Here is a 25,409-nt window from a genome sequence, read left to right as displayed (position 1 = left end):
CGTCCTCCGATTGCGCAGGCAGGCCCTTACGATTCGCTGCCGTTGTAGAGATGGTCTATCTGGTCCCGGTACCTCTCCGAGATTACCTGCCGTTTCACCTTGAGGGTCGGGGTCAGCTCGCCGCTGTCCATGGTGAAGTCGCGCGGCAAGAGCGCGAACTTCTTGATGGTCTGGAAGGGGGCAAGCTCGTTGTTGACAGCCTCGACGCGGCTTTTGTACAGCTCGATCACCGGCTGGTGCACGACCAGGTCTTCCAGGTCGTGGTAGGCGATTCTGCGTTCCTGGGCGAATTCCAAAAGCCTTTCCAGGGTCGGGACCAGAAGTGCCGTCAGGTATGGCTTCCTGTCGCCGTATACGTAGGCCTGGGAGATGTACTTGTCCCGCTTCAGGAGGTTCTCGATCGGCTGGGGGGCGATGTTCTTCCCTCCGGCGGTGACGATCAGATCCTTTTTGCGGTCGGTGATATAGAGGAAGCCTTCCTCCAAGCGGCCGATGTCGCCGGTCCTGAACCAGCCGTCGACCAGCGCCTCCTTCGTCGCGGCCTCGTCGTTATAGTAGCCGGCCATGACCTGCGGGCCGCGCGCCAGCACCTCGCCGTCGCCTGCTATGGCGATCTCGGTGAAGGCAAGAGGGGTCCCCACCGACCCGAAGCGCAGGCCGTTATAGCTGTTGCTGCAAAGGACCGGGCTCGTCTCGGTGAGGCCGTACCCCTCGAAGACCGGGACGCCGATGATCCAGAAGAACTCGTTGATTTCCCGGTCCAGGGGGGCTCCGCCGCTGGCGCAGAACTTGAGGCGGTCGCCGAAGCGGCTGCGCAGCTTGCTGAATACCAGCCGGTCCGCGATCGCGTGCTGGAAGGAAAGCCAAAACGGCACGTACTTGTCTATGTAGCGCGCGTAGACGTAGCTGCGCCCGACGGCAAGGGCGCGCCGAAACATCTTCCTCTTGAAAAGGGAGAGCTGATGCACCGCTTCGTAGATGCGGGAATAGATCTTCTCGAAGAACCTCGGCACGCAGACCATGATGGTCGGGTGCAGCTCCATCATGTTCTCCGAGATCTTCTCCATGCTGTCGGCGAAGGCGATGGCGGCGCCGCAGGAAAGGGGGAGATAGTACCCGACGCTGCGCTCGAATACGTGGCTTAGGGGGAGAAAACTCAGGAAGAGGTCCTCCTGCCCCACCCCCCCGACCTTGTCGAGAGTGGCCCAGACGTCGAAAACGAGGTTGCCGTGCGTGAGCACGGCCCCCTTGGGGGTGCCGGTCGTACCCGAGGTGTAGATGATGGTGGCCGGCATTTCCGGGGTAAGAGAGTCGATCACCGAATCGATCTCGGCCCTTTCGGTGTCGAGGATGGGGTCGTCCACCTCGCTCAGCTGGTAGAAGGTCGTAACCGGCAGCGCCGCTTCGCCTAGGAAGCGCTCGAAGGAGATGACGTGTTCCAGATGGGGCAGCGCGTCCCGCACCTGGAGCAGCTTCCGGTATTGCACCTTGCCGGAGACGAAGACGATGCGCGCCTCGCAACTGGAAAGCGCATAGGCTATCTGGTCCGGAGTGCCGGTGGCATAGACCGGGACGGTGACGCCGCCGCCGCAAAGGATGCCCATGTCGGCGATGATCCACCCGGCGCGGTTCTCGGACAAGATGGCGATCCTGTCCCCGGGTTTCATCCGCAGCTTGCGCAGCCCCCGCGACACCATGAGCGCCCGATTGTAGAACTGGGCGTAGCTCAGGGTGACCCACTGTCCGTTCTTTCTGAACTCGACGGCGTTAAGCGTCTGGTATTGAGCGGCGCTATGTCTGAGCATGTCCGGTATCGACCGGTAAGGAACCTTTTCCATGACTGACTCCAACGGAGAAACTGGAAAACAAAAACTCCATTGCTCAAAGCATAGTACATGGAGCAGACATATATCAAGCTACGAAAATGTCTTGTGGAAGTATTCTGCTGCCGCAGCTATGAATAAGGAGCTTGCAATGCGGCAAGGAATGGTTTGACTTCGGCGGCGATGATCAATATTATCCCGCAGTCCGAGTTGTACAACCTGGACAGGATAAAAATATCCCACTGACAGTCAGCCTTGCTCTTTGCCGCTATCCGGCGAGACCGCAGTGCTGACTCAGGAACTGTTACAGCTAAAGTATTTGAATAGGGGACAGAGAGTTATGCATGAAGATCAGAAAGTCGTAGAAGCTATAACCGGGGAGATGGGTACTTTATTCTGTAAAGGGGTTTTCACCGACAGGACGGTCTTCCGCTTTACCTTGGGAGAAGCTTCCATCACCATCGCAATATCGGCCGACAGTTACACGCTGGAAGGCGACGCCGGGAAGGCGGACTGCTCCTGCCGCACCAGCGCGGAGATGTTCAGTAAGATCTGGCACGACGGGTACCGCCCCGGCATCATGGATTTCCTCGGGGGAGCCATCAACTCGGACGCCCCCTTGCTGCTGCCGCAGTTCCTGCGGGCCTTCGGCAAGCTCTAAGCCGTCAGGGGCGCGCCGTGCCGCGCTCGGCCGCCTTCAGCAATTCGGACTCGGCGTACTCGGCCCAGGCCGGGCACTCCGCCCCGCGGCGCTGGCGCGCTTCCCGGATCAGCCGCAGGTCGCGTGCCGTCGTCTCCGGCTCCCACGCCTCGCGCACCATGGCGAGGCTGCGCCCCAGGGCATCCCTCCCCTTCGCTTCGTCGCAGGACAAAGCGGCCAGCTCTAACAGCGTTGCGTAGTCCCAGTAATCGGCGGCGCCAGAGCGGATGCGCTGCTCCACAGCGTAGTGCACCACCGGGAGGATTTCGCGGCGGCGCGGGTCCGCCGGCTCCTTCAGCTCCATGAGTGTTACCGCATTTACTCCGGGATAGGTGCTGCGCCAGTCCGCCTCGAACCCTTTCAGATATGCCGAGGCGGCTTTTTGCAGCAATTCCCTGGCAAGCTCCATCTCGCCCCGCGTAAGCGCCTGTTCCCAGCGGTCCTTCATTATCCGCCCCAGGATGCCGTAGCTGTCGCTGCTAGGCCCGCGCCGTGCGATGAGCTGACGCAGCACCTGTTCCGCATGCTCCCCCTCTCCGGCCCAGTTCAAGGCAAGCCCCAACTGCTGCTGCACCAGGACGCTGTCCGCCAGGGCGGGGGGCATCTGCCTTGCCAGCTCGATGATCTCGCTCCAGCCGTTCAGCGCGCGATAGCTGAGCAGGAGTTCGACCAGGTCCGCCGGGTCGGCCTCGGAGTGAACGGAGAGCTCCGACTGCAATTCGCGCAGCGCGGCAAGCCCCCCGGCCCGCCCCTTTTTAAGCAGGTTGGCAAAGACGGTGGCGTGAAGCTCCCGCCCGGCTATCCTCTCCTTTTTTGCCGCCTGCTCTCCGCTTCCCCCACGCAGGGCGCGGTACACCTCGCTTTCCGCAGCGCCTTCCATCGCCTCCGCCAGACGCTCCGTCAAGAGAGCGCGGTATTTCGCCTCGTGCATCGGCTGGCCGTGCGGCGACACGCGGTAGGGGACCGCCGGGAGCCCCTCTGCCTCCAGCGGGAGCTGGGCGCAACCTGCCGCGTAGACCAGAAGCGTCCGGACCGGATGCACAGCCTGCCTGATCCCCAGCTGGTACAAGACCCTGGGGTCGCCGGTGGAGAGGTCGGCCAGGGCGCAGTCGCAATACCTCAGCCGCTCCAGCGGCTGCCTGAGGTTGAGGCATCCGGTCCTCTGCTCGTCGGCGCGCACAGGCAAGAGCCCGGCTGCCTCCACGGCAGGCACGATCAGCCTGCGGAACACCGTCTCGTAATCGACCACCTTGCCGGCGGCGTCCTTTTTCTTTTCGTAGGGGATGATGACCAGGCAAAGCGGCTCAGAATTCGGCATGAACCCCTCCCTCCACCAACAGGCGTTCGAACTCGTGCGGGGGAAGCGGCCTGCTGATCAGATCTCCCTGCACCTCGTCGCAGCCGAAACTGCCGACCAGGGCGAGTTGCTCGGCAGACTCGACCCCGACCGCGTTGACCCTCATCTTGAGGCTGTGCGACATGCAGATGACGGCGGAGACCACGTCCAGGTCATTGGGCTCGGTGAGGATGTCCCTGATGAAGCTGCGGTCGATCTTGACCTTGGCGATGGGGAGTTCCTTGATCCGGGAAAGGGAGGAGGCGCCGACGCCGAAGTCGTCCACCGAGAAGGCGACGCCGATGTCGGTCAGCCGGCGCATGTTGCGTAGCGAGAACGCGGGGTTGTCCATGATCGCTTTCTCGGTGACGTCCAGCTCCAGGGAGGCGGGGTCGAGGCCGCTTTGGGAAAGGGCGCGCATGGCCAGGTCGATGAAGTTCGGCTGGTGGAACTCGCGGTTGGAGAGGTTCACCGCCACGCTCAAGTCGAACCCCTGGCTCTGCCACAGGCGCATCTGGCGGCAGGCGTTGAAGAGGACCCACTCGCCGATGGGGACGATGGCGCCGGTCTCCTCGGCGACCGGGAGAAACTGCGAAGGGAGCAATTGCCCATGCTCGGGGTGGTGCCAGCGCAAAAGGGCCTCCGCCCCGACGATCTCCCCCGACTTAAGGCTCAACAACGGCTGGTAGACCAGATCCAGCTCGTTTTTGGACACCGCCTCGCGCAGGCGGCGCTCCATGTTCTGCCGGGCCACGGTGCGGGCGTTGATCTCGCCGTTGTAGAACTGGTAGCTGTTGCCGGGGGTCTGTTTCGCGACGTACATGGCGCCGTCGGCCTTTTGCAAAAGCTCCTGGGCCGAGTCGCCGTCGTCCGGGAACATGCTCACGCCGACGCTTGTGGTCACCTTCAACTCGGCCCCCTCCAGGACGAACGGGGTCCGGAATACCCCCATGATCTTGCCGACCACGATGCCGACGTCGTCGGTCTGGGCCAAGTCCGGCATGAGGACGTTGAATTCGTCGCCGCTTATGCGCGCCACTGTGTCCGACTCGCGCACGCAGCGCTTCAACCTTTGCGCCACAGCCTGCAGCAGACGGTCCCCCGCCGCGTGCCCCAAGGTGTCGTTTACCTGCTTGAAACGGTCCAGGTCCATGAAGAGCACGGCGAGGCTCTTTCTGTTGCGCCGCGCCTGGGCCAGCTCCAGGTTGAGGAAATCGCCGAAGAGTTTGCGGTTGGGGAGGTCGGTCAGGGTGTCGTGCTGGGCCTGGTGCTTGATGATCTCTTCCATGCGGGTGCGCTCGGTTACGTCGCGCGCGATGCAGGAGGTCCCGACGACGCCGCCGTCGGCGCTTTTGATGGGGGACATGGTGAGGGAGACGTAGATCTGCCTCCCCCCGCGGGTCACGTGCACCACCTCGCAGTGGGTGACCGCGCCGTCGCTGCGGATACCGTCGTTGAGGCAAGTGACCTGCTCCTTTTTCTCCGGGGAGACCAGGAAGGAAAGGTGCACCCCCTTCATGTCCTGGGCGGGATAGCCGAACATCTTTTCGGCCCCGGCGTTCCAACTGGTGATGGCCCCCTCGCGGTCCACGGCCATGATGGCGTCGTCGGAGGATTCCACGATGGCGGCCAGCCGCGCCCGGTCCTCCTCAAGCCTTTTTCTCTCGCTGATGTCCTTGAAGAGCGTGAGCAGGTAGGGGTTGCCGTTGATCTCAATGAGCTCAGCTGACACCAGCCCTTCAAGCTCCCGGCCGTTTCTCCCCTTAAGCCGCACCTCGATGTCCCTCACCTCGCCCCGCACCTCAAGCTGCTGCAAAAGGGCCGCCGGCTGATCCGAGTCGGCCCAAAGCCCAAGCTCCCCGGCGTAGGTGCCGATCACCTCCTGGCGCTGGTAACCCAGGGCGCGCAGGAAAGCCTCGTTCACCTCCAGTATGGTCCCGTCCGTCAGGCTCGTGATGCTCAGGAGGTCCGGGGTCGCCTGGAATATCTTGGAGAAGCGCCGCTCGGAGGCGCGCAGGGCTGCCTCTGCCCATTTGAGTTCGGTGACGTCGTGGCAGGCGCCGATCACCGTCTGCCGACCGCTGCCGTCTCTGACCGACTCGAGCTGGCCGCGAACGATGCGGGTCTCGCCGTCGGCGCGCAGCAGCCGGTAGTAATGGATTCCCATGGCGCTGCCGGTCTCGCGCAGCTGCTGAACCGCCTTTTCCAGGGCCTCCCGGTCGGCCGGGTGCACCATCTGCAAAAGCGCTTCGAAGGTCGCCGGGGCGCTCTCCGGCACCAGCCCGAGGATCCGATACAGTTCGTCGGACCAGACCGCTTGGCCTGTCTCCAGGTTCCACTCCCAGCTCCCCAGGTGCGTGATTCTCTCCGCCTGGGAGAGCTGCTGCTCCCTGCGCCGGATACGCTCCACCTGCTCGGAAACCAGTCGCTTCAGCATGATCTTGTCGGCGATGCGGTCCAGCACGTGGAACAGTTCCGGGTAGTTCACCGGCTTCAGCACGTAATGGTCCATGCCAATCTCGATGGCGCTCATCAGGTACGAGGTTTCGCTGTGGGCGGTCACGGCGACGATGGTGGCCTCGGGGTCGAGCTCCTTGATCTCGCGCGCCATGGCGATGCCATTCATCTGCGGCATGTTGATGTCGGTGACCACGATCTCGGGCCGGAACTGGCGGAAGGCCTCTAGGCCGCTCATCCCGTTGTCGGCGGTGTATATCCTCACGCCCTGGTAGTTGAGGCCGAGCATCCGTCCCAGCATGTCCCGCGCCTCGATTTCGTCCTCGACCAGCAAGAGCGAGATGTCCTTCAACGGCCGGTTCAAAGGTTCCATGATCAGACCTCGATGCGGAATTGGGCCCCTTCCGGCTGGTTTGTCACCGTAAGCGAGCCCTTCATGTTTTTCTCGATGATGGTCTTGGACATGAACAGGCCGATGCCGGTCCCTTTGTCCGGTCCCTTGGTGGTGAAGTACGGGTCGAAAATCTTGTCCATGATCTCCGTGGGTATCCCCCCTGCGTTGTCCGTGATGGTGACCACCGATTTCCCCCCCTCCCTGAAGAGCCTGACCTCGACCTTTGGATGCTCGACCTTGCGCTCCAGGAGCGCGTCTTTCGCGTTCATCAGGATGTTGAGAAGCACCTGCGAGTACTCGTTCGGTATGCCGTGCACCACCGCCTCGCGGTCCACCCACACCACAAGTTCCAGGTTCAGCTCGGCGAACGCCGCGTCGAGGATGGAGACCGTCTTCTCCAGCACCTCGCTCGCCAGGAAGGTCTGGTATTCCTTGTCCGGGCCGAAGAAGTTGCGGAACCCGTCGATGGTCTGGGACATGTAGTTGATCACCTGCATGGCACGGGAGACGCTCCCCTCCAGGTACTCGACGGTGAGAAGGTTCCGCTCGTGGTAAGTGGGAAGTTCCTGGATGATGAGCCCCAGCGTGTTCAGGGGCTGGCGCCACTGGTGCGCTATGTTGGCGATCATCTCTCCCATGGCCGCAAGCCGCCCCTGCCTGATCAGCAACTGCTCCTGGCGGCGCAGTTCTTCGACCGCACGCAGCCTTTCGCTCATCTCTTCGTTGAGCGTCTCCTGGGCCTGCACCACGTCGGTTACGTTGAGGCAGGCGCCGACCAGGCGCAACGGAGTCCCCTCGTCGTCGTAGAAGACCCGGCCGCGCATGCTGAGCCAGCGGACCTTGCCGTCCATGGCGCCTACGGTACGGTATTCGGCGCTGTAAATGCCGGCGCCTCCGGGGCTCGCGGCGTCCCTGGCGATCCGCTCTACCTTCTCCTTGTCTTCCGGGTGCACCCCTGTAATCACCGTGGAGAGGTCCACTTCCGCATCGGCAGGGAGGCCGTAGTGACTCTTGGCGATAGGGGACCACTCCCCCTTGCCGGTTTTCAGCTCGAGGTCGAAGATGCCGAGCCCGGTGGTCTCGACGGCGAGTTTCAGCGTGGATTCGCTGTGCTTCAGCGCATGCTCCGCGCGCTTCAGCTCGGTCAGGTCCACGGCGAAGCCGATCCCCTCGTCGGAGCCGGCCGAGATGGCGATGGCGGTCAGTACCGGCACCTTCACGCCGGTAGCATGGTTTATAAAGAGCTTCTCGTAGGACCTGCAGATGCCGTGAATCTGGCTCTCCGCCACGGCGGCTACGTCTTTTTCCAGGTACTCGGGTGCCGTCACGTCCAACCAGTTGAGCCCTCCCGACCGGCATTCCTCGGCGGTGTACCCCGCCAGGTCGCAGTAGGCCTGGTTCGCATCGGTGATGGCGCCGTCGCGGTTCCAGTAGAAGATGGCGATCAGGTTCGATTCGTAAAGCCAACGGAACCTGGTCTCGCTGGCCGCGAGCTTTTCCTGCGTCTCCCTCAGCTCGTCGATGTCGGTCGCGGTCCCGTACCACTTGACCGCCCTTCCCTGCTCGTCGAGCTCGGCCCGGGCACGGCTCAGATGCCAGCGATAGACCCCGTCTTTGCGGCGCACCCGGCTTTCGTACTGGAACGGCTCGCAGCTCTCCATGGACCGGAACCAGGCGCTCTCCAGCCCGTCACGGTCATCGGGATGGACCACACCGGAGAGGAGGGTCTCAGCGGTGACGTGCCCCTCCTCCACGCCGCTTCTGTCGATGCCGGCGTACTCCTCGAAGTAGGCGTTGATGTAGTCCACGCTGCCGTCTGGCCTCGCGGTCCAGAATATTTGGGGCATCGTATCCGCCATGCGCCTAAAGCGCCGGACGTTGCGCAAAAGCGCCTCCTCAGCAGCCTTGCGTTCGCTGACGTCGAAGATGACGCCGATGAAGCGGCACCTTCCTTCCGTCTGCTCGCAGATGAAGCGCCCCATCACGTTGACCCAGACGGTTTCGCCGCTGCCGGCCCGGAGGATGCGGTGCTCCGAGCGGAACAGGGTGTCGTCCCTGCGGGCCTGTTCCAGCAGCCTCTTTACCTCTTCCAGGTCGTCCCGATGCACCAGATCGAGCCACATGGAGGTTGCGGCCGGGGCCGATTCGCCTTCGGGCGCGGGGTAGCCCAGGAGCGTGAAGTGATACAGGGACCAGATCCCCGCGCCTGTATTCACGTCAATATCGCAGGATCCCATCTCGGCCGCATCGAGCGCCAGCTTCAGGCGTTCCTCGCTCTCAAAGAGCGCCTGGGCCGCGAGCTTGCTTTCGGTGATGTCGGTGAAGGCCGCCACGGCGGAGACGATCTCCCCAGAGGCATCCCGCAGCGGGGTCGAGTTGACGCAGATGTAACCGTAGGAGCCATCGCCCCGCCTGATCTTGTACTCGTCCCCGGAGATGATCTCCCCTTGCAGCAGAGAGAGGGCGACGGGGCACTGTTCGGCGGGAAGGGGGGCGCCATCCAGGCGAAACATCTCCCATTGCCGGTAATCTTCGATTCCTGAGACGGGGGCGATATCGCGCCCGAATATCTGCCGGGAGCGCTCGTTTTGGTAAAGGGTCTTGCCCGATGGAGCCTCGGCGATGACCACCCCTATCGGCAACTGCCTGACCATGATCTCGAAACGGCTCTGCTGAAAGGCGAGATCCTTGAGCATCTGCTCACGCTCGCGCTCCTGCTGCTTCCGTAGCGTTACGTCGCGGGCGATGACCTGTATGGAAGGAATTCCCTGGTAGTCGATGAGGCTGGAGGATGTTTCCAGGACCAGCTCTTTGCCCTGCGGACAGCACATCCGGTATTCCTGCTGCGCTATCCCCTGGTCCGCCTTTAGTTCGTCGATGCGCTGACGCAGTTTTCCCCGGTCCTCGGGATGCACCAGGTCAAAGAGGGTGCGCCTTTGCAGCTCTTCCCTGCTCCGCACCCCGCAGATGCCTAAGGCCGCGCAGTTGGCATAGACAAAACGCCCGTCCTGGTGCACGAAGACGGCGTCGGGGGCCATCTCTACAAGGACCCGGTAGCGCATCTCGCTCTCCCGCAAAAGCCGCACCATCCTCAGGCGCTCCGTATTGTCGCGGGCTATGATGGAAATCCCTGTGATGGTGCCGGTCTCGCAGTAGATGGGGGAGAGGGTGAGGGAGACGGGGATTTCACCCCCGTTTTTGGGGAGACGGATGGTGTCCAGGTTCTTGACGCGTTCCCCTTGCAGTATCTTCTCGGTAAGCTGCCTCTGCTCGTCGAGGCGCTCCGGAGGCACCAGGAACGAGATATGGCGCCCGATGGCCTCGGCGGCGCTGTAGCCATAGAGTCTTTCGGCACCCTGGTTCCAACTGGTGACGATCCCTTCCCGGGACTTACTGACGATGGCGTCGTCGGAGGAATCGACGATGGCGGCCAAGTGCGCCCTCAGTTCCTCGATCCCTTCTGCAGGCAGCCTGGATGCGGATTGGTCGTAGGCCATGCCCTAGCCCCTTTGTTCCTGGGAGGAAAGCCCCTCCGTCAGATAGCTCCCCGTTTCGGGGTTGGGTTCCAGGGTAAAGCTGAAGGTCGCCCCGTAGCCGACCTCTCCCTCAGCCCAGACCCGGCCGCCGTGGCGCAGGATGATGCTGTGCACCTTGGCGAGACCGATCCCGGTGCCGCTCCAATCGAACTCGCCGGGGGTGTGGATGGTCTGGAAAGGTTTGAAGAGCTTGTCGACGTACTTCATGTTGAAACCGGCCCCGTTGTCCTTTACGTAGTAGATCGATGCCCCTTCCTGCACGCGCCTGCCGAACTCGATGCGGGCGTACTCCGTCGTGGAGGTGAACTTCCAGGCGTTTTTCAAAAGCTCGCTCAAGGCTGTCCGCAGCAGTTCCGCGTCCCCCCTCACCCTGATACCGGGCGCCACCAGAACCTCGACCCGGCGCTGCGGCTCGCCCTGCTGAAGCTCTTGAGCCACCTCCCTTACCATCGAGCTCAGGTCGGTCTCGCCTAGGGCAAGGGCGCAACGCGCGTAGTGGGTCAGGCTGTTGAAAGCGTCGATGATCTGCTTGATCTGCTGCGCCACGTGCTCGGCGCGTTCGGCGTACTGCTGGCAGTTGCCGTGCCCCTCGGCCCCGCAGTCCTCCAAAAGCGCCTTGCAGTAACCTTCCAGCCGGGCCACCGGCGCGCGTAGATCGTGAGAGACGAAGTAGCTGAAACTCTCTAGTTCGCTCACCGTCGCCTGCAAAAGCGAGGTGCGCTGGATCACGCGCCGCTCTAGGTCCTCCGTCAACAGCCGAACCTGTTCCTCCGCTTCCTTCAGCTCGGTCACGTCGTGGCAGGTGCCGATCACCGTCGCCTTCTGGCCGCGGTCCTCCGTCAAGAGGTCCGCTTCCACCCGGACGATTCTTCTGGAATCGTCGGGTCGGAGCACGCGGCAGAAACGGTGATCCTCCTCCGCCTCTCCCTTCAGGGCGTCATGCATGAGCCCCTCGATGACCGGGCGGTCTTCTACGGAGAAAAGCTCCAGGAAACGCTGGTAGTCAGGGGTGAGAGAGCCGGGATCGAGGCCGCAGATGCGGTAGAGCTCGTCCGACCATTTCATGGTGCCGCAGTCAACGTGCCACTCCCAGCTTCCCAGGTGGGCGATACGCTGGGAGCCGGCCAACTGCTTCTCGCTCTCGAGGATGCGCTGGTTTTGCTCCCCCACCAGGCGCTTCAGTGTCACCTGTTCCAGCACCTTGTCGATCACGCCGAACAGTTCCTGGTAGTTGAGCGGCTTCAGCACGTAGTTGTGCACGCCGATTTCGATGGCGTTCAAGAGGTAGGAGGTGTCGCTGTGGGCTGTTACTGCGATGATGTGTACTTCGGGGTTTAGGGATTTGATTTCCCGGGACATCCTGATCCCGTCCATGACGGGCATGTTGATGTCGGTCATCACGATGTCGGGGCGCCGCTGCCGGTAAAGCTCAAGCCCGGAGGCACCGTTGTCGGCGTGGTAGATGGTGAGGTGCGGGTAGTTCATGCTGAGCATCTTCGCCACCATGACTCTCGCGTCCGCCTCGTCCTCTACGTACAAAAGGGCTATGCCGCCGACCTCGCGCGGCAGGGGGATCCCTTCGCTCCCCCGGGCAGGCTCATCTGGCATTCACCCCTCCTCCCTGCGCCGCAGCAGGCCCTGCAGCATGTCGGCAGTCATCGGTTTGTAGAGGTAGTCGAGCACCTCCAGCTCGAAGCAGCGTTCCTGATCCATTTCGTTGTCCGAGGAGGTGAGAATGGCAACGTCGAGTTTTTGGAGCTGGTCGTTCTTGCGGATCCAGAGCAGGAGGTCGAGGCCGTTTATCTTCGGGAGCTTGAGGTCGAGGAGCATGAGCCTGATGCGGTGATAACTCCCGTCTCGGGCCATGCGTTGCAGCAGTTCGGTTGCTTCTTCGCCGTCCCTTGCCACGAGGATCTCGTCGGGGCACACCTTCCTGATGATGCGGGTGGCAAGGAAGGCATCGTCGGGATTGTCTTCAACTAGCAGTATGTACGACTCTGCCATCGGCTTCTCCGTGGGAAAACCAAGTTTGCAGGCAGGCAGCAAAAACATGGCCGAGCATGCCTTCGAATATCCGTGCCGGCCCGGCCAGTGGAAAAGCGTTATTAATAGGTACTAACGCTTAAAATTAATCCGCACTTATTCTAACCGCATGGGAAACCATGTCAATGCTGGCGGGACGCAACTTTGCCCACCTCGATCCTGAATTCCGCCCCCTTTTCCGTGTTGCGCACCGACAGTTTCCCGGGGATGTTTTTCTCGATGATCATCTTGGTCATATAGAGGCCGATCCCGGTCCCCTGCTCCGGTCCGCGGGTGGTGAAATAGGGATCGAATATTTTGTCCATGATCTCCTCGGGGATGCCGCCGGCATTGTCGCCTATGGTAACTACGGCGGTTTCGTCTTCCAGGAAGATGCGGATCTCGATCTGCCGGCAAGAGATGCTACGCTCTTTGAAGGCGTCGCGGGCGTTGAAGAGGATGTTGAGGATCGCCTGGGAGAACTCGTTTGGGTGCCCCATGATAGCCGGGTCGTCGACGGAATGGACCGTCACCTTTATCTCCAGGTGCTTCAGACTCTCCGCGACCAGGGAGAGCGCTTTATCCACCACCTCGGTGACCCGGAAGGGGACCATCTCCCGGTCCGGCTTGAAGAAGGTCCTGAAGTCGTCGATGGTCTTCGAGGTGTGGCTCAAAACCTTCATGAATTTGGCGACGCTTTCGCGCAGGTACTCCTTGTTGAAGTCCCCCCGGTCGTACATGATGGGAAGTTCCTGGACGATCAGCCCCAGTTCGTTCAGGGGCTGGCGCCACTGGTGCGCGATGTTGTTGATCATCTCGCCGAGAGCCGCCAGCCGGTTTTGCTGCAAAAGCATCCGTTCCTTGCGCGCCAGCTCCTCCAGCGCGTTCAACCGCTGCGCGGTCTCCTCCTCCAGGTCGAAATAGGTCCGCACCAGTTCCTCGTGCTGCTCTTGCATCTTCTGGCGGCTTTTCTCCAGGTCCTGCGTTCTCTTGGCCACCCTCAGTTCCAACTCTTCGTTCGCCGTTTCCAGCGCCCCGATCAACTCGCAGTTGCGGATGCTGATCCCTAGCACCGAGGCGGTACCCATGATCAGGCTGATGTCCCTTTCCACCAGCGGCCTTTTCACCTGCACGTTTTCCACGGTCAGAACCCCGAGGGAAGCGCCGTCGGCAACGATGGGGCAGCAGATGAAGGCGCGCGTGCCGCTCATGTGGGCGCAGGCGAGGGTGTTTTCGCCCACGCTGCCGCTGGACAGCTCGTTCACCAGAAACGGCCGCTGCCCCCGGAAGCATTCGAGGTAAACGTCCCCCAGCTCCCGGTTTTCCAGCAGGAACGGGAGCGAGTTGAGGCATGCCAGTTCCTCGTCCTTGTAGCCGTAGCTTGCGCGCAGCTCCAGGCGCTTTCTGCCGCCGTCCGCCAAAAAGATCATGCCGCGGTCGTATTCCAGCCGGTACCTCATGATCTGGGCCACGTCGAAGAGCATCTCCTCGATCCGGGTGTAGTTGCCGAGCCTTTGCCCGATCTCATGGGTGAGCATGGCGTTGTTGTAGTTGAGGTTGATCTGGTCCAGGAGGTTTTCGATGGAGTCACGGGTGCTCCAAAGGCTCTCCTTGATCGCCTTTTTCTCGCTGCTCTCCGTCGCCAGGGCAACGAGGAGCAAAACGCAGAGGCTCGACGGAAAGACCCAGGTCAAAACACCCGTATCCCCCATAGCCAAAAGCGCCAGGTTCAACGCAGCAAGGGGGAGTGCCAGGAGGTTCCTCATCTTTTTCAGGAAGGTGAAAAGGGTCTTCTCCCAGGTGACGATGTAGCGGCAGACCGGATCCCCTCTGAACATGCATTCGGGATGCTCGATGGTGGGGAGGTTGCGTATCTCGGGGAAGTACTGCAGGTCGGTCATCTTGTGGTTGAAGACGAGCACGATCGCCTCGAAGAACCCGATCCTGTTCTCGCACTGGTACGGCTTCTCCAGCCCAGGCTCGTAGGGGGTGACGGTTATCTCGACCTGGTTCGAGGCAATGGAACGCGACTGGTAGCTGGAGGACCTGGTGAACTTGGCGGTGGTCTTGCTGATGATGTCGAAGGTGCTGGAGGCATCCACTAGCCCCAGGATGTACTGCCTCATCGCCCCCAAGACGTCCGGGGATGCGGCGTAGCGCCCGGCCTCCCGCGAGATCCTCGCGTTGCCGGTCATCTGCTGCAGCTTCTCGTGGAACCTGTCGATCTGCTCCTGGCTGAACCAGTGCGCCTGGTCGGCAACCTCGTATTCCTTCATACCTGCGTACAGGAGCAGCTCGGAGATGTCCACGTGGCTGTACTTGTGCTTTATCAGCAGGATGTAGGAGTTGATGATCCTGCTGTTATAAAGCGGCATGTCCCGTAGTCGTGAAGGTTGCATCGAAGCTCCGGCCAGTCGTCAGGCACCCTTTTTCCCGGTCCTGAACAGCCCCTCGCAGTATTCAAGGTAGTCGTCGCTGTACTGCAGGTCCAGCACCCAGAGCAGGTAGACCTTGTCGTAGGGAATCGAGTTCTGCTCAACGTAGGAAAACGGGTAGGTAAGTACCGGCATCTCGTTCCCATCGTAATGCCGGGCGATCTCCTCCAGACAGCTCTCTATAAAGCCGACAGGAACCTTCTCGTCCAGCACCATGACGGTGACGCAGTTGGTCAGTTCCGCCATGTTGAAACCGGCGTCGGTGCAGTTCACCAGGAAAAACGCCTTGAGGCTCCCCTGTTTGCGCAGCGAATACAGGTACAGCTCCTTCCTGAAACCGAGCGCGCGGTACTCCCGGGCCAGATCCTCCGGGTCGGCCCCGCCGGGATAGAGCTCGAAGGCCTGCATCATCACCCCGCCCGAAACGTGACGGTAAAAGCGCGCAAGCTCCGCCACGTCGAAGCGGCTGCTCTCCCCGAACTCCCACGGCACGGGGAGCCCCGCCCGCTCGCCGGTCCCGTGGTGAAAGGCATAGGAGAAGAGGTCGAGCGAGCAGCTTGACTGGTCCTGGTGCTTCTTGGCGAAGCCGCCGAAGACCCGGCTGGGGAACTTGTTGTCGGGGCGGTAGTAGCAGTAGACGTAGCGCAGATGGGCGAAGGCGAAGCTTTCCAGCTCGTTCAGGTAACGGCTCACCTGGTCCAGCACGGCGAGCCCCGCCTTGATGGAGACCGACTTGCGGGCAGCATGATGGTGGATGAGCCAGGAATTCGGGTAAAAGCGGACCACGGCGAGATGGCCTAGGATGACGCCGCGGTCGAGATAGATGAAATGGCGGGCGATCTGGGGGGTGTGCGTGTAGAGCTTCGCGTAGGTCTCCTTGATGCTCTCCTTGTTGGCCTGGAAGTGTGCGTATTTTCCGGGATAGATGAACCCAGTCTCGAAGAAGAAATCCCAAAGCTCGTCCAGGTCAACCTCGGCGGAAACGTACGATTTCCGGTTCGCCACCTGGTGCAGGATCGACAGGAGCTTCACGTGGTCGTGGATCTCCATGTCCAGGATGGCGAGGCCGCAGCGGACACTCCCTTCCTCTTCCCCCCCGGCCGCGTTGCGGGAAACCACCTGGGCCAGGCACTTGAGGCTGAAGCCGTGCGCGAAGCTGATCTTAAGCTCCGGGAGCATCATCCCCGCCATCAGCACGCTGTCACCCTCCCCTTCTTCGACCGCGAAGCCGGTGCCCGAGATATCGGCCATCTTCAGGTTGACCCGCTTGTCGATGAGCGGGTGCTCGAAGACGATGTTGGGGGACGGCACCAGCTGCTGCCTGGCATTCCGGTACTTCTTGGTGCGGTATCTCTGGATGTTGCTGTTTAACTGCCTCAGCACGAAGGAGCAGCTCTTGCCGGACAACTGCCGCGAGTGGATGGCGAAGTTGCCGGAGTAGATAACCTCGCCGTCCCGCACAAGGCGCAGGTGCACCGGGCTCTCCGTGTTGACCCACATGAGCGTCTCGGCGCTCCTAAGGCTCCCCGCGGCCCGCACCGAGACCGGCGTGAAGTCGACGAGCTGGCAGTCGAAGGTGACGCCGTTCTGGATCAACTGCACCGAAATCTCCCGCGCCGGGTGCCTCTTTATCTTCCTCGCTTGGAACTCGCGGCAGGCGGCCGGGAGCAAAAGCGAGAGCCCCTCTTCGTTGATGGTGAGCAGCTCGGAGTTCACCACCAGGTACTTCCGGCCGTCGGCGATGAGCAGGTACTCGAACCGGTAGGTCTTCAGCAGCTGCTTGAGGCTCGGGATCTCGGCCCAGACCAGGTCCAGCCGTTCCCCGGCGCAGGGCTGCGGACGGGCGCGCAGGGATATCGCGTCGTCGTACGCCTCGTGCCGCAGGCTGACCAGCACGGTCTGATCCTGGAAGTTGAGGTAGTTGAGCCGGTTCACCAGGTGGCTTTTGCTGACGCTACGGCCGCGGTCCGCCTGGCTCTCCTGCTCCTCGGCGCTCTCCGTGCCTGGCGCAGGCTCCGGTTCCGGTTTGTTCACCGCATTTGCCATGTAAGCCTCGCTCCCTGGCCGGTCACGCGCCGGGTTCCGCCGTGCCCGCGCCGGCCTCGACTGCTCCCTTTGGCGGAGAAGCGTAGTTGGGCGAGGCCAGTTGCGGGGGGAGGTTCAAGCCCAGCCAGTACTGCACCAGAGTCTGCATCATCACCAAAAGCGTGTTGAAAGAAGGGGGTTTCACCAGGAAGGAGTTGCAACCAAGCTCGTAGGCGCGCTCGATTTCGCCCTCTGGCCCGGGCTGTGTCAGCACGATGACCGGCGCCCTGTTCAGGACCGGTTCCTGCCGCAGCCAGCTCAGGAACTCCAATCCGGACATCTCGGGAAGCTTCAGGTCGAGGAGCAGCAGAACCGGCAGCGGGAAGTCCTCCCGCTCCTGGTATTTGCCGCTCCCCTTCAGGTAGTCGATGGCCTCCTCTGCAGTGCCTAACAGCTGCACCGGCGTGATGACACCGACCCGCTGCAGCGCGAGCATGGCGAAGTGGGCCATATCCTGGTCGCTGTCCACCAACAGTATGGTATGGTGCACGTAGCTCATACAGCCTTCCTGGCGAGTTCGGCCCTCATGACGCGGGCCCGGCTTTTTTAAGCTCGATCCAGAACCTGCTCCCTTCCCCTTCCCGGGACTCCACCCCTATCCTTCCCCCAAGCCTGGTCACCGCCTTGCGCGCGATGGCTAGCCCGATTCCTGTGCCGGCGTAGCTTTCTATGCCGTGCAGCCGCTCGAAGATCTTGAAGATCCGCTCCTGGTGCTCAGGCGCAATGCCGATGCCGTTGTCGGCGATGTTAAGGCGGCACTCCCCGTCTATATCTTCGGCCCACACCTCCAGCGCCGGGACCACCCCTTTGGGAACGAACTTTATGGCGTTCCCCATGATGTTCAAAACCACCTGGACCAGCACCGTATGGTGCCCGACCACATCGGGGAGATGGTCCCGCACGTCCAAGCGGTAGCTCTTGCCCCCGCTGGTAAGCTCCAATTGCTTGGCCGCGTCGGCAAGCACCTCATCGAGGCTTACGCGCTGCAGCACCAATTCCTGGCGGCCGACCCGGCTGTAGGCGAGGAGATCCTGGATCAGGCGCTCCATACCCTCCGCCGCCCCCTGGATCCGTTTCAGGTACGCTATCCGCTCGTCCTCGCTTTGCTCCTCCTCCAGCAGTATTCCGGCGAAGGCCCGCATGGCGCGCAGCGGCGCGCGCAAGTCATGGGAAACCGAGTAGGCGAAGCTGTCGAGTTCCTCGTTGATTTCCTGCAACTGCGCGGTCCTCTCCGCCACGCGCTTTTCCAGCCCCGCCGTCTGCTGCTCGATCCGGGCCGAAAGCGTTGCTATCTCCGCCTCCCCCCTCTTCTGGCGCGTTACGTCGTCGACGACGAGCCCCAAGTGTTCCTCCGACAACCCGAAGATACGGGCGCGGTAACTGGACCCTCCCCAGGAGACCTCGCCCAGTTCCACCATGCCGCCGAACGCCACCAGGCGTTTGCAGGTTTCCTGAAGCCGGTCCTCGTCGAACCAGCCGGGGAAACAGTCGACGACCTTGCAGTTGAACGGGCGGCAACGGCAGAGTTTCACAGCGGCGGGGTTCATCTCGATCACCTCCGGGGATCCATCGCCATCGTCGGGGTCGATGCGCAGGATGGCCAGCCCTTCCCGCATGTTGGTGAACATCAGTCGGTAAAGCCGCTCGGCGAGTTCCATCTCCATGACAGAGGTCCTTTTCCGCGAAATGCAGAAGAGTATAGCGAAGGAATATTAATTTGCACTAATATTAAATCTGGGTTCCAGAGGCATAAAATTGGGAGGTCAGTCAGCCGTTTTTCTATCGAACTGAACCGATGCAGCATGAGGTGCGACAGACTCAGCAAGGTAAGGGAAAGCGGCGACCCTTACATCTTCAGGTAAGAAGGTAATGACATGAACATCTGCGGGGATTGTCTCTGAAAGGAACGCTGACAGTAATTCGAGGAAGGAAATTCAAGGATAGCTTCACGGAAGGTCTGAGATCATCTGGCATAGTCCGTCCAGTTATGGTTTTGAGACAAAGGAATTTCCGGCTATGTAGAAACGGAGCAGCTTTCCGGCCCAGATACCAGAGTAATCGACCCCGATCCTCGGCCTGGAGACTACCTGCATCGTTTCCCGCTCGGAGCTCTCCGCCACGAAGAAATCGTCGCTTAAAAGGTCGCGACCGTTTTGCCGGCGGTCGATCCCCATGGCGCGGCAGAGCAGACCCGGCCCGGAGCTGCGCCCCTCGACGTTTCTCACCGGTTCCAGCGCACGCAAAAGCACCGCGCAAGCGCTTCCTTCACGTTCGGTGACAATGTTCATGCAGCAGTAAATGCCGTAGATCAGGTAGACGTAGGCGAATCCGGGAGGGCCGAAGAGAATGGCGGTGCGGGGAGTACGCCCCTTGGAGGAATGCGCAGCCAGATCCTGCTCGCCAAGGTACGCTTCCACCTCCACGATGCGCCCCACCCGCTCCACCCCGCCCGCCACATGCACGAGCCTTGCGCCGAGAAGCTCGCGCGCCACGGTCACCGTGTCGCGGTCGTAGAAGGAGCGGGGGAGTTTCCTCATGAGGTCCATGGCGCACCGCCTCAGATCAGTCCTTCCTTGGCAAGTTTCTTTACCACCTTGCGGGCCAGGTCCTGCCCAACTGTGGTGACCTTCTGGGGATCGGTGCTCTGCATGGTGGCGGCCCAGATGAGCTTGTCGGTGCCCGCGTCGAAGAGGTTTACCTGCATGGTGGCGACGTCGTAGGTGGTGACATAGGTGGGGCCGTAAAGCGCCATGGAGCGGTAGTATCCGGGGAAGTCCCAAGTAGGGAAGCCCTGCGGGTACCAGTAGCCGGGATAGGCGCTGTCCGGCTGCACGGTGGTCTGCTTCTCGACCTTGGTGGTCTGCACCGTGAGTATCGCCTGGGCCTGGGCCCGCCGCACCGCCCGGTCCAGCACCCCCCAGTCGGCAAAGGCCGCACCGGGGATCACGGTGTACCCAGGGATAGCCTCCACACCCTTGCGCGAGAGTTCGCTCGCCAGCATATCCTCGTAAACGTGGCGGGTCGCATCCTTGTTGTTGATGCTCACCACCAGTATCTTGTGCAGCCGCTGAGGACGAAGCTCCGGATTGCGCCAGGTGTCGACGACAGAGACCGAAGCACATGAGCAAAGAAGCGATGCCAGCCACAACACGATCGAGACCTCTAAGACCTTACGCATGTTACACCTCCCGTAACTGGTTGATGTTTTAAGGTTCCCGAACCGTTTTCCCTGGCCGGGCTAAAGATTAGAATATTTATACCAAGTTGCCTGGACTTAGCAATCGTATATACTGGGGTGGGCCAATCATTAACGCCCTCCTTTCTGGGAATTATTAACGACGTTCAACGGCAAAAGCGACGCGCAGATCGCGAGACGCCGGGCCAGCCGAACCAACAGCCGAGTTACTCAGGAGGCAAGACCATGGAAAATTTCAAGCGCGTTCTCGTGGTCAACAGGATGAGCGAGTATTCCCGTGAAGCGATCGAAGTGGGCATTTCTATCGCGAGAAAATACGGGGCGGACTTGTCGGTGCTGCATATCTTGTCGGGGGTGGCGGGCACGGTAAGCATGGGCGGCGCCTCCATCAACGCCCCGAGCCCCTACCCCGAAGAGAGCAAAAGCTACGCAAGCGAGAAGGACCAGGCCCGGGAAGAGCTGGAGCAGATCATCCGCAAGGAGATCACCGCGGGACTCCCCATCAAGCTCATCATCAAGGAAGGAAAGCCGCTCGACGAGGTGATGCAGGTGGTAAAGGAGGAGCGGATCGATCTCATGGTGCTGCTCTCCCACGAAGAGGGGCGCCTGGAGCATATGGTCTTCGGGCGCGACAACGACGCCATCCTGCGCCGGATGCCCTGCAGCATTCTGTTGATCAAGAGGGAGCCGGAGGCTGTGAACTGGTAAGGAGCCCGTCACATGCAAAAATGGATCTGTACCGTATGCCGCCACATCTACGACCCCAGCGAAGGGGACCCGGTAAACGACGTACCCCCCGATACCTCCTTCGAAGACCTCTTGCTTGAGTGGCATTGCCCGGTCTGCGAAGCGGGAAAAAACCTCTTCGAGCCCTACCCCGACCCGGACCAGCGCCTGGAGGAAGGGTGAAAAGGCACAGACGGCTGCGGATAACGAAAGAGATCCACCTGCAGGAGCAGGTCATACGACCTGCTCCTTTTTTATTTTCTGTCACCAGGGACGCTGCAGAGTACTCGCGGCTTGCTTAAAATAGGGAGGAGTGAGTCAGCATTCTTCCGCCTTGGCAAAGGCGTAGTTGCTTTTGTGTCTGCATAGGTAGTCGTATCCTACTTGCAATGCGTACCTGCAGTCGGCGTAATCGATGCCGCAGTAGAACATCTCAATCCCGCTTCCGGGCATGACAGCACCGACACTGCTGGTCCTGCACCGGGCAAAGTCCGGATCCTTTTTTTCCTGTCGACATCTGGAGTTTTGCATGGCACCATCCTTGATCGCGTGATCGGGAGAGTATAATAAAAAACTTTTAACTGTAAACCGCATACGCTAAAAAGGATCCGGGCCAGATGACAATCCTGCAAACCCAAGAGGTCAGCAAAAGCTACCGTATCGGAAACCGCTTGATCAAGGTGCTCGACTCCGTCTCGCTCTCGGTCGAGACCGGCGAGTTCCTGGTGGTGAAGGGGGAAAGCGGCAGCGGCAAATCGACGCTGCTCACCATCCTTTCCGGGCTGGACCGCCCGGACCGGGGACGGGTCCTCATCGGCGGGGAAGACATCACCGACCTAGGCGAAGACGCCCTGGCCCCCTTGAGAAACAGCGCCTTCGGCTTCGTGTTCCAGTCCTTCCACTTGGTCCCCTCCTTAAACGCCCTGGAGAACGTGATGTTTCCGGCCGAGCTCAAAGGCGATGCCGAAGCCCGCGCCAAGGCCGAAGCCCTTCTGGAAAGAGTCGGACTATCCGGGAGACTCACAAGTTTCCCGCACCAGCTCTCCGGCGGCGAAAAACAGCGCTGCGCCATCTGCCGCGCCCTCATCAACGACCCGCGCATCATCTTCGCCGACGAGCCGACCGGCAACCTCGATTCCATAAATGGCGCCGCCATCATGGAGCTGCTCCTGGAACTGCAGCGCGAACGCGGCACCACCCTGATCCTTGTGACCCACAGCCCCGAGATCGCCCAGCGGGCGCATCGCGTGGTCACGCTCAAAGACGGCAGGATCGTCACGGGGCGGGAGCATGGTTAACGCCAGGTTCCTGCTGCGCCAGGTGACCGGCGCCAAGAGGCAGTGCACGGTCTTCGTCCTCTGCGTCGCCCTCTCCATGATCACCCTGGTCTCCTTGGGTAGCTTCCGCGAAAGCGTGGAAAGCTCGCTTCTGCGCGACGCCCAGTCCCTCCACTCAGCGGACATCATCATCAAGTCCCACTCTCCGGTCCCGCCTAACCTGGAGCGCGAACGGGCGGTTCTTAAGGACCGGCGCGAGATCAGGAGCGCCCGTTACTGGGAGTTCTATTCCGTGGTGCAAAAGCCCAGCGCCGACGCGTCGCTTTTGTGCAACATCAAGGTCGTGGAGCCGGGATATCCCTTTTACGGCACGGTGCGCCTTGCCTCCGGCCGCCCCTTCGAAAAGGTGCTCTCGCCCGGGAGCCTGGTGGTGGAGCAGGCGCTCCTGGACCGCCTTCAACTTAAAATCGGGGACCCGCTGAGGATCGGGAACGCGGTCCTGACCGTTAAGGACGTCGTGGTGCAGGAGCCGGACCGGCCGGTGAATTTCTTTGCCTTAGGCCCACGCGTCTTCGTCGCCGCGGCGGACCGCGACGCACTCGCCCTCATCGGCAAGGGAAGCCGCATCGAGCACGTCACGCTGGTCAAGGTGACGGATCCCCCGAGGTTGGAACAGGTCGCCTCGGAGCTTCGCGCCGCAACCGACAACGACGGCCGGGTCAGGGTCGAGACCTACAAAAACGCCGGCTCGCGCGTGAAGCGCTTCTTCGACAACCTTCTCTTCTTCCTGAACCTAAGCGGCATCTTCACCCTGCTTCTTTCCGGCTTCGGCATCCAGAGCACGCTCTTCGCCCTTTTGAAGGAGCAGGAGCGGACCATAGCGGTGATGAAGGCCTTGGGCGCCAGGAGCCGCTTCATCATCGGGCATTTTCTGGGGCTCACCCTGATCCTCGGCCTCTTCGGCACCGTCGCGGGGCTCGCCGGTAGTTTCGCGCTGCAGCGCTATCTCCCCGCTCTTTTCAGCGGGCTGATACCGGCCCAGGTGACTCTCCAGGTCTCGACCTCGGCGATCTTCCAGGGTATGGCGATAGGCCTTTTGGTGGTGCTACTTTTCACCGCCCTCCCCCTCTACCGACTGAAGGAGGTGAAGCCCAAGGCCATCTTCGGCAAAGAGGAAACGGCCGCCCTTTGGAACCGATCCACCTGGATCATCGCAAGTCTGGGCGCTTTGTTCTTTCTCTCCATGGTGCTCATCCGCCTGCGCGACCTGAAGACTGGGCTTTATTTCATGCTTTCCCTGGTGTCGCTGATCCTCATCTCCTATCTCCTCGCCTGGGTCACCCTCCATTTCCTGAAGCGGAAACAGCCCAAGAACCTCGCCTTGCGCCAGGCACTCAAGGGGCTTTTCCGGCCGCACAACGCCTCGCTTTCCATCATGGTCACCCTTTCGGCGGCCTTCGCCGTGATCTTCGCCATCAACCTCGTGGAGAAGAACCTCGACGCCACCTTCATCGAATCCTTCCCTCCCGGCGCCCCCAACGTCTTTTTCATCGACATCCAGCCCGGCCAGCGCGAAGCCTTTGGCCGCATGATCGGCCCCGGCGCGTCTTTTTACCCCATCATAAAGGGGAACGTGACTGCGGTGAACGAGATCCCCCTAGATCAGGCACAGGAGCGAAAGTCCAGGGGCGACAATCTGGCGCGAGAGATGAACCTCACCTACCGGGAGTACCTGCTCCCAGACGAGCGGATCGAGTCTGGAGAGACCCTGTTCCGGAAGGATTGGACCGAGCCGCAGGTCTCTGTGCTGGACACCGTGGTGAAGATGCACGACATGAAGGTAGGGGACCGGGTGAGCTTCCGCGTCCAGGGGCTCCCCATCACCGCACGCGTCTCCAGCGTGCGGACCCGCACCAGCAGCGGCTTCTCGCCCTTCTTCTACTTCGTCTTTCAGGAATCCGTGCTCTCGCAAGCGCCGCAGACCTTCTTTGCCGCCGTCAGGGTCGACAAAGCCGGCATCAGCGCCCTGCAAAACCGGGTGGTTTCCGCCTTTCCCAACGTGAGCGTCATCGACCTGACCGAGACCGTCACCGTCTTCGGCAGGATCATGCAGCGGCTCTCCAGCATCGTCAGTTTCTTCACCTCGTTCAGCGTCATTGCCGGGGTCCTGATCATAATCAGTTCGGTCTTCGCCACGCGCTACGCGAGGATCCAGGAAGCGGTCTATTTCACCATACTGGGCGCGCGCAGGGCGTTCGTGCTCAAGGTCTTCGCTGCGGAGAACCTGGTCCTCGGGTTGGTGAGCGGCGTCATCGCGCTGCTTATTTCCCAGTTGGGGAGCCTCATCATCTGCCGCAAGGGGCTCGACATGACCTATGTGCCGTATCTCGGCGAGAGCCTTTTGTTGCTTTTGGCCACCACTTTGCTGGTGATGTTCGTAGGGCTCGCCGTGGCGCTCCCGATCCTCTACCAGAAGCCGGTGGCGTTTCTGCGGGAACAGTCGGAGGAATAGAAAATCTGGGGCTGGGGGCTAGGGGCTGGGGGCTGGCAAAACCTCTCGGTCTTCAACTAGCCCCAGTCCCTAGCCCCTAGTCTCTGCCGTTAACCGCAGGCTTGACGGCAAAAAGAAAGCACGGAGGTTTCATGTGCAACTTGAGATTCATTGCCCTAACCATCATATTCGCCGTCCTCCTGGTCTCATGCCATAAGGAAAAGGAGCCTGCCGCCGTGAACGCCACGGAAAAACCAGCATCACGCGGAACCATCGTCGCGGTCGGCGACAGCCTTACCGCCGGGTACGGCGTTCCCGAGACCGACGCCTACCCGGCCCAGTTGGAGCGGAAGCTCAACGAGGCAGGGTATAAGTGGCGCGTGGTGAACGCCGGCATCAGCGGCGAGACCAGCACCGGCACCCTGGCCCGCATCGATTGGATACTGAAGCTTCGGCCGGACATCGTGATCCTCGAAACCGGCGCCAACGACGGGTTGCGCGGGCAGGCCCCGGAACTCACCCGCAAGAACACCGACAGCATAGTTACCGCCTTGCAGGCTAAAAACGTGGTCGTGGTCCTGGCGGGGATGCAGATGCTCACCAACATGGGCTCGCCCTATCGGGACAAGTTCGTGGCGATCTATCCGCGGGTCGCCAAAGAACGAAAGCTTATTCTGGTCCCGTTTTTCCTGGATAAAGTCGCTGGAGAAGAGAACCTCAATCTCTCGGACGGCATCCATCCGAATCCACAGGGTTACGCCATTGTCACCGAGACGATCTTTCCCTACGTGCTTCAGGCCATAAAGCTCAAAACCGGAAGCTGAGGGTTGGTCCGCTCCAATCAGGTTCAGCTAAAAGTTGGCTGAAGCCGCGTCTTGTCTTGCCTTTTTGCTCGATTTAATGTACACATACTCTGCTAAAGTGGGCGACC

At 61.3% G+C, this 25,409-nt stretch carries 19 protein-coding genes; 6 read left to right on the top strand and 13 right to left on the bottom strand.

Annotated elements, in window-relative coordinates; all coding sequences use genetic code 11:
- Positions 1-26: 26 nt before the first annotated feature.
- On the bottom strand, positions 27-1,838 hold the full coding sequence (locus tag GBEM_RS10645) for an AMP-dependent synthetase/ligase (protein ID WP_012530558.1): 1,812 nt from the start codon (positions 1,836-1,838) through the stop codon (positions 27-29).
- A 325-nt stretch (positions 1,839-2,163) separates the two neighbouring features.
- On the opposite strand from GBEM_RS10645, the gene GBEM_RS10640 reads away from it, so the two are divergent.
- Positions 2,164-2,484 carry a hypothetical protein gene (locus GBEM_RS10640; RefSeq protein WP_012530557.1) on the top strand — a complete coding sequence of 107 codons (321 nt, stop codon included), beginning with the start codon at positions 2,164-2,166 and terminating at the stop codon, positions 2,482-2,484.
- A gap of 4 nt (positions 2,485-2,488) precedes the next feature.
- On the opposite strand, the gene GBEM_RS10635 is transcribed toward GBEM_RS10640, so the two are convergent.
- The 11 genes from GBEM_RS10635 to GBEM_RS10585 all read right to left on the bottom strand — a co-directional run bounded on the left by GBEM_RS10635 (position 2,489) and on the right by GBEM_RS10585 (position 19,966).
- The gene (locus GBEM_RS10635; RefSeq protein WP_012530556.1) at positions 2,489-3,841 is read right to left on the bottom strand and encodes a DUF4071 domain-containing protein; all 1,353 of its coding nucleotides are present in this window, start codon (positions 3,839-3,841) and stop codon (positions 2,489-2,491) included.
- Positions 3,828-6,689 carry an EAL domain-containing protein gene (locus GBEM_RS10630; protein WP_012530555.1) on the bottom strand — a complete coding sequence of 954 codons (2,862 nt, stop codon included), beginning with the start codon at positions 6,687-6,689 and terminating at the stop codon, positions 3,828-3,830. The genes GBEM_RS10635 and GBEM_RS10630 overlap by 14 nt, the downstream gene beginning before the upstream one ends.
- 2 nt (positions 6,690-6,691) lie before the next feature.
- Entirely contained in the window at positions 6,692-10,207 is a 3,516-nt protein-coding gene (locus tag GBEM_RS10625; protein WP_012530554.1) for a PAS domain-containing sensor histidine kinase, read from the bottom strand.
- A 3-nt stretch (positions 10,208-10,210) separates the two neighbouring features.
- Positions 10,211-11,854 carry a sensor histidine kinase gene (locus GBEM_RS10620; RefSeq protein WP_012530553.1) on the bottom strand — a complete coding sequence of 548 codons (1,644 nt, stop codon included), beginning with the start codon at positions 11,852-11,854 and terminating at the stop codon, positions 10,211-10,213.
- Positions 11,855-12,250, bottom strand: coding sequence for a response regulator (locus tag GBEM_RS10615; RefSeq protein WP_012530552.1), 396 nt, complete (start codon positions 12,248-12,250; stop codon positions 11,855-11,857).
- 161 nt (positions 12,251-12,411) lie between these two features.
- Entirely contained in the window at positions 12,412-14,667 is a 2,256-nt protein-coding gene (locus GBEM_RS10610; protein ID WP_012530551.1) for a GAF domain-containing sensor histidine kinase, read from the bottom strand.
- 18 nt (positions 14,668-14,685) lie between these two features.
- Positions 14,686-16,749, bottom strand: coding sequence for a hypothetical protein (locus tag GBEM_RS10605; RefSeq protein WP_012530550.1), 2,064 nt, complete (start codon positions 16,747-16,749; stop codon positions 14,686-14,688).
- 22 nt (positions 16,750-16,771) lie between these two features.
- The gene (locus tag GBEM_RS10600; RefSeq protein WP_012530549.1) at positions 16,772-17,287 is read right to left on the bottom strand and encodes a response regulator; all 516 of its coding nucleotides are present in this window, start codon (positions 17,285-17,287) and stop codon (positions 16,772-16,774) included.
- 25 nt (positions 17,288-17,312) lie between these two features.
- The gene (locus tag GBEM_RS10595; protein ID WP_012530548.1) at positions 17,313-18,452 is read right to left on the bottom strand and encodes a sensor histidine kinase; all 1,140 of its coding nucleotides are present in this window, start codon (positions 18,450-18,452) and stop codon (positions 17,313-17,315) included.
- A 321-nt stretch (positions 18,453-18,773) separates the two neighbouring features.
- The gene (locus tag GBEM_RS10590) at positions 18,774-19,334 is read right to left on the bottom strand and encodes a DNA-3-methyladenine glycosylase (RefSeq protein WP_012530547.1); all 561 of its coding nucleotides are present in this window, start codon (positions 19,332-19,334) and stop codon (positions 18,774-18,776) included.
- A gap of 11 nt (positions 19,335-19,345) precedes the next feature.
- Positions 19,346-19,966, bottom strand: a complete 621-nt coding sequence (locus GBEM_RS10585; protein ID WP_012530546.1) for a DUF4136 domain-containing protein — start codon at positions 19,964-19,966, stop codon at positions 19,346-19,348.
- 243 nt (positions 19,967-20,209) lie between these two features.
- Here GBEM_RS10585 and GBEM_RS10580 point away from each other — a divergent pair, with 243 nt between their 5' ends.
- Positions 20,210-20,692: a universal stress protein gene (locus GBEM_RS10580; RefSeq protein ID WP_012530545.1), complete on the top strand. Its 483-nt coding sequence runs from the start codon at positions 20,210-20,212 to the stop codon at positions 20,690-20,692.
- Between the two features lie 12 nt (positions 20,693-20,704).
- Positions 20,705-20,893, top strand: coding sequence for a rubredoxin (locus GBEM_RS10575; protein ID WP_012530544.1), 189 nt, complete (start codon positions 20,705-20,707; stop codon positions 20,891-20,893).
- A 135-nt stretch (positions 20,894-21,028) separates the two neighbouring features.
- On the opposite strand, the gene GBEM_RS21945 is transcribed toward GBEM_RS10575, so the two are convergent.
- On the bottom strand, positions 21,029-21,163 hold the full coding sequence (locus GBEM_RS21945; RefSeq protein WP_264175512.1) for a hypothetical protein: 135 nt from the start codon (positions 21,161-21,163) through the stop codon (positions 21,029-21,031).
- Between the two features lie 164 nt (positions 21,164-21,327).
- On the opposite strand from GBEM_RS21945, the gene GBEM_RS10565 reads away from it, so the two are divergent.
- From GBEM_RS10565 to GBEM_RS10555, 3 genes are all read left to right on the top strand, one after another.
- Positions 21,328-22,008: an ABC transporter ATP-binding protein gene (locus GBEM_RS10565; protein WP_012530542.1), complete on the top strand. Its 681-nt coding sequence runs from the start codon at positions 21,328-21,330 to the stop codon at positions 22,006-22,008.
- On the top strand, positions 22,001-24,499 hold the full coding sequence (locus tag GBEM_RS10560) for an ABC transporter permease (RefSeq protein ID WP_012530541.1): 2,499 nt from the start codon (positions 22,001-22,003) through the stop codon (positions 24,497-24,499). The genes GBEM_RS10565 and GBEM_RS10560 overlap by 8 nt, the downstream gene beginning before the upstream one ends.
- Positions 24,500-24,630: 131 nt before the next feature.
- On the top strand, positions 24,631-25,302 hold the full coding sequence (locus GBEM_RS10555; protein WP_012530540.1) for an arylesterase: 672 nt from the start codon (positions 24,631-24,633) through the stop codon (positions 25,300-25,302).
- Positions 25,303-25,409 lie beyond the last annotated feature (107 nt).

This window comes from Citrifermentans bemidjiense Bem (assembly GCF_000020725.1).
Taxonomy (GTDB): Bacteria; Desulfobacterota; Desulfuromonadia; order Geobacterales; family Geobacteraceae; genus Geomonas; species Geomonas bemidjiensis.
This window is presented reverse-complemented; position numbering and strand designations above follow the sequence as displayed.